The 5,649-nt window shown below is 43.1% G+C and carries 4 protein-coding genes; 2 read left to right on the top strand and 2 right to left on the bottom strand.

From position 1 onward, the window contains the following. On the top strand, positions 1 to 936 hold a 936-nt coding region (locus tag T501_RS19090), incomplete at its 5' end, for an Ig-like domain-containing protein (RefSeq protein WP_197028006.1). 67 nt (positions 937 to 1,003) lie between these two features. Here the strand turns inward: T501_RS19090 and T501_RS19085 are convergent. Together T501_RS19085 and T501_RS19080 are read right to left on the bottom strand one after the other, a co-directional pair. Beyond that, positions 1,004 to 1,228 (bottom strand): hypothetical protein, encoded by a 225-nt coding sequence (locus tag T501_RS19085; RefSeq protein WP_044917079.1) that lies wholly within the window; start codon positions 1,226 to 1,228, stop codon positions 1,004 to 1,006. A gap of 255 nt (positions 1,229 to 1,483) precedes the next feature. Continuing rightward, entirely contained in the window at positions 1,484 to 2,356 is an 873-nt protein-coding gene (locus T501_RS19080) for a PD-(D/E)XK nuclease family transposase (RefSeq protein ID WP_044917078.1), read from the bottom strand. A 533-nt stretch (positions 2,357 to 2,889) separates the two neighbouring features. Here T501_RS19080 and T501_RS19075 point away from each other — a divergent pair. Continuing rightward, positions 2,890 to 5,649, top strand: a 2,760-nt coding sequence (locus tag T501_RS19075) for a hypothetical protein (protein ID WP_156094527.1), incomplete at its 3' end; no start/stop codon positions are given.

Here is a 5,649-nt window from a genome sequence, read left to right as displayed (position 1 = left end):
CATTTTTCAGACTATGCTATTGTGTATGATGAAACTTTGAAAAATGCTACTGAAGAAGCTGATAACGTTAAGCAGGAAGAGGATAAAACAGGAGATAATCCTGAAAATAGTAATCCTGAAAATAGTAATCCGGAAAATAGTAATTCTTCCGGAAATGGAACAACGGCAGAAGATGCATCAAATAATGGAAATGGTAACAGCAGTTCACCAGAAAATTCCACGAAGGATGAAAAGCCGGCAGAAGATACTTCAAATAATGGGAATGATAACAGTAGTCCGCCTGATAATGCCATGAAGGATGGAAATACGGCAAATGAGGAAACGCAGCCATCCAATACAGAGGAAGAAGATACCCTGGCTCTTAATGGAGGACTTAAAGTATCCCAGTCAGGAACGACTATAAAAGTAGCATGGGGAAAAGTAAAAGGTGCAGGCAGGTACGAGGTATATGCAACTTACTGTGGAACAAAATTTAAGAACCCTGTAAAGACAGTATCCGGTTCCAAGGACTCTGTTACTATCAAGAAGCTAAATGGAAAAAAGATTGACCTGACAAAGAATTATAAAGTTTATGTTGTTGCTTACAAGGCATCAGGAACCGCTTACATAAAGACAGCAAAGAGTATAACGGCACATATCGTAGGTGCTAAGAACACCAAGTTCTCCAATGTGAAGAGTATAAGCCTTAGTAAGAAGAAGTTTTCTCTCAAGGAGGGAGGCACCGCAACTCTTAAGGCAAGCTGCAAGCTAGTGGATCCTAAGAAACGCATGCTTAGTGATGCACATGCACCGACCTTCAGATATGCTTCAACAGATAAGAATGTTGCAACCGTGAGCAGCAAAGGCAAGATTACAGCCAAAGGAAAAGGCACCTGCTATGTATATGTTTACGCCAAGAATGGCTATGCAAAGAAAGCTAAAGTTACAGTGAAATAAGTCTCAAAAAAATAATGGGGCTGTCGCATTAGATTGACAGCCCCCAACATTTTTATATGATAGATGCTTAATTATCTTTACTGGTAAGATCAGCCAATAGAGCTTCAAGTTTTGATATTCTGTCATTCAACTCAGCTAAAGCCAGGTCCTTTTTTGCTAAAGCATTATCTTTTTCAGCTATAATAGCATCCTTTTCAAGAATAATAGCATCCTTCTGAGCAGCGCAGTCATCATATCCATCCTGATACACATTTTTCAAATGAAGTTCTTCATTGTATTCCAATACGCTCACACGAATCACCTCCGCTCGGTTTTTAGATAGGAAGTCAGCCAGGATACCTTCGGTTATACATTCAGCTACAGCACTTTTAACCGCTTCCTCCTGTCATTATTTCGAATTAGTGGCGGGAGGACTTTTATGCTGTTTTGACTTAGGGACATATTAATAGGACGGCATAAGCAATAGAATAATCACTATGACAGCGCTTTATTTGCGCCGCATAGGGATCATCAGTGCTTATAAGTAGCCTGAATATAAAAAAGCAGGTTATTTTGATTGCCTCTTTATATCATTCAGAGCCTTTTTTAACTCGGCAATTTCTGCATCTTTATCAGCGATAGTGACACCCATATTAGCGATAGTGGCATCTTTATCAGCAATTATGCTCTTATAATTATCCTCAGCGTCAGTATAGCCTGCAGTATACTGTGAAGCCATCATCTCTCTGTATCTGCGTTGCCCTTCAAGTAGTTCTTTTGTCTGGTTGTCAGTATTAAGTTCAAGGATCAAATCGCCCACCTCCTCCATGGCCGGGTTTCCGGCAGCAAGAGCTTTAAATTCTTCCCATGTAGTTGCTTTGAATATCGAAGCCCAATATACAAGATTATTACTAACATCATCTTCGGTAGCTATATGTGTTTGATTTAATGATAACACTTTTATTCCGAATTTTTTAGTGTATGGGGTATGATTATTTGTATTGAGCAAAAGATACTCTGAGTAGAATTCCGGCTCGCCGGGAATAAGATCCTGATCGGTAATACAGATGTGGGTTGTTGCTTTTAACTTGGAGTAGTCGTCGCCTTCTCCGATGCTGTCATATGCTCTGCATAGGTATAAGATTGATCGTTGTATCCAGTACTTATCGGTATAAACCTGAAGCTCTATGTTGAGAATTTCATTATTGTTTAGGATCAGCTTTAAGTCCATTACGGTTTCTTTGGTCATGTTGTTTAACTCTATTGGATTAACGACGATTATATCCCTTACTTCAGAAGGCGATAAGCCTTTCAGCGAACAGACAAGCCCAAGAAGTGCAGCCTTAGATTTCTGCATTACATAGTGAAACATGATGTCACTTTTCAGAGTAAATTCAATCACGCCGGTGGCATCCTTGTATGAAATTTTTTTATTTGACATTAAATAACTCCCTCCAAAATGTATGTGCTACGACCAATGCCGCAGACGAAATAGCTTTTGTAGTAAAACAAAGTAGTTTTCCAGGTTTCATAAACGCGTTTTATGAATTAAGTGAAAATCCGAAAGAATGAATATCAATCGGTGCATCAGAAATGATGCTTTAAGAAAATATCATATCAGGAAGTAAATTGCAAGCGTTGCTTAATAGTTTCTTTATGCTTTTTAACACTCATTTTAGAGATAAATCTATATAATCAAGATATACGGTACATCAACATTCAAAAATGAGGAAGAGTATTGAGACAACGAGACTTGACAGTCATGCGGAATAGACCTACACTCCACAGAGCAGAGCAGAGCAGAGGCTAACTGCGCTCGCCTGTGCCCTTTAATGTATTTTGCGTCCTGCGAGGCGCTTGAAACTGAATACAACATTCGTGATGGATAACCGTCGGACTTGACGGGGTTATTATACCCTGTCAGGTTCGGCGGTTTTATTGTGTTCAACATGGTCAGCGGCGGCCATAACAGCCGTGAATATAAAAGGAGACAGATTGCTTATGAAAAAGAAGAAACGACTTTTGGGCGTCCTGCTCAGCCTTGTGCTGGTGCTGGGACTGATGCCGGGGATGAGTCTGACAGCGTATGCGACAGCGACAGAATATACATCTCTGAAACAGGGAGATGTACTTCATGTGGGCGATACCATCAATTCGACTACCGAGTATAATACTGGCACGGGTGGCTGGCTCAATCCAAATTCTCCATATACATTGGTAAGAGCTGATGTCAGTAGTTCAAGTGGTGAGACTCATTATGATATGGTAGTTACTGAATCAGCTACTGGTGCTTACTACCTCTTAAAGGGCAACGTAAGCGGCAGTGATTATTATTTGGGCGCAAGAATTACAAATCCTACAAATGGTGATTTACAATGCTATTGGCCAGTAACTGGCACTTCCGACGGCATATCTGTGACAGCGGTCAACGTAGAACAGTATTCAACAGAAGTAACGTTTGCCGTTCATGAAGTCGTCGCCGTTACGGGCGTGACACTGAATCCGTCCACTGCGCAGACCATCAATGTGGATGGGAAGGTTTCCTTTACGGCTACCGTCCAGCCCGAGGACGCATCAGAAAAGAAGGTGAAATGGAGCGTCGTCGGAACGAACTCTGGTGCTGTGAAGTTGTATTCTGATGTTGATTGCAAAACTGAGGTCGGCACGGACGCCGTCGAAACCCTGACCGTCTACGCCAAGGGTATGTCGGTGGGCAAGGCTACTGTCAAGGTAGAGAGTAATGCCGATAGCAACAAGAGCGCGAGCTGTGATGTGACGGTGAATGAGCCTACAACTGCCGATACCTACAGCGTGACCATCACGCCGAGCAGCAACATGACCATAGGCTCGAATACGGGCGCGGCAACCCAGACCGGTTTGTCCGGGGCAATGGATGAAGTAGTCTATACAGCTGATGACGGCTATTATTTCCCGGAAAATTATAGCGTTGCCACTGTCAACGGAATCTCTGTGACACGTAACAGCTACACACAGATCACTGTTTCAGGAACGCCCACCGCAAATGCAGCGATCACGCTGACCGCGCCCACGGCAAAGACGACACCGGCTGCTCCTGCTACAGCTGCAGCGGTAGACTGCACCACGGCAGACAATAATGACGGAAAACTTATCGGTGTCACTACGGCAATGGAGTATAAGAAGTGGGATGATGAGAATTGGAAGGTTGGGACTGGAAGTGACATCACAGGTCTCATTAATGGTACCTATTTTGTTCGTTTGAAAGAAACCGATACGGAAAACGCATCCGCCAATCAGGAGTTGACGATAGCGGAATATGTTGCACCGGTTGTCACCGAATACCCTCTTTGGGTAGGCGGAGTGCAGGTTACGAGCGCGAATGCATCTAATATAACAGAAGTATCTACTCCGACAGCAAGCTATGATGTGACTACCAACACCCTTATATTGAACAATGCGAATATTACAAGTGGGTATCAATTCCAAGACGGCTGGGGGAAGGCGGGAATCTATTATGAAGATAAAAATAACAGTAATGCCCTCAATATTGTAGTAAGAGGGGCTAACATTATCTCCGGGGATGATATCGGTATTGGAATGTGTGGCGGTTATTACTACTATGGAAAATTAAATTTCTCGGGTGATGGTACTCTCACTACTCGTGGAGCATCATCTGGAATCTATATGAGAAATGGGGGCGTACAAATCGATAGCGGAACAATCGAAGCAAGTGGAACCAGTTCGACTGGGATTAATGCAAAGGGTGGAATTACCATTAATGGTGGAAATGTAGAGGCAATGGGAGCCAATTATGGAATTCAGACTATGTATGGTGTCAAAATTACCGGAGGTACAGTTACTGCGCAGGCAACAAACTCCACTAGTGATACCGGTTCGGCAATATATGATGGTAGTAGTAATGGCATTAGCATTACCGGAGGAACAGTTACGGCGACTGGAATAAGCAGTAGTAGTAAAGCCTATGGTTTATATGTGGGTAGTTCCGGGAATATACAAATAGGTTCCGAAATTACTTCTTTAACAGTAACGGGAACCACAAGTGCATCAAGTGGTACGGTCAAGAACAGCGTAGCAGGTATGGGCTGGATTACAGTCGATGGAACCGGTGATGGAACAGAAATAGCTATAAATACTAGCGGTGCTAGTCTGTCTTCTTACAAAAAATTACTGTTTCCTTACACAAAATCGGCTTCAACCGTAAAAACCACTCCGAACGCCAAGACGCTGACATACACCGGCACCGCGCAGGAGCTTGTGACCGCAGGCACGGCGGAAAACGGAACCATGCAGTACGCACTCGGAACAGACGATAAAACGGAGCCGACAAGTGGCTGGAGCACATCCATCCCCACAGGTAATGAAGCGAAAACCTATTTCGTTTGGTATAAAGCTGTTGGAGCTGCCGGATTTTCAGATAGTGCTGCCGCATGCATTAAGGTCACAATTTCTAATCCATATACTCCGCCTGTAAAACCTAAGCCAACAACAGATACTGAGGAATATACAATTCCAGTGGAGAACAACAATGCAGTAGATGTTGGTGCAGCGATAGAGTCCGGCACGGCAGTTATTAATGAAATCACAGAAGAAGATCTTTCAAAAGTGACTTCAAATGATAATATTGGTGGTAATGGTAACACACCCGGTTCAGGCACCGGCGACAATTCTCAGATAGTGATCGATCTGTCAGGTGCAAAGCAGGAAGTTGTTGCTTGTGAACTGACAAAGCAGTCT

This window comes from Butyrivibrio sp. WCE2006, assembly GCF_000701985.1.
GTDB lineage: Bacteria > Bacillota > Clostridia > Lachnospirales > Lachnospiraceae > Butyrivibrio.
The sequence above is the reverse complement of the archived record's forward strand: the minus strand, read 5'-3'. Positions and strand labels throughout refer to the sequence as shown.

Coding starts and splice junctions, on each gene's coding strand:
- T501_RS19080 (WP_044917078.1), bottom strand. CDS start 2,356: ATGTCAAATAAAAAAATTTCATACAAGGATGCCACCGGCGTGATTGAA.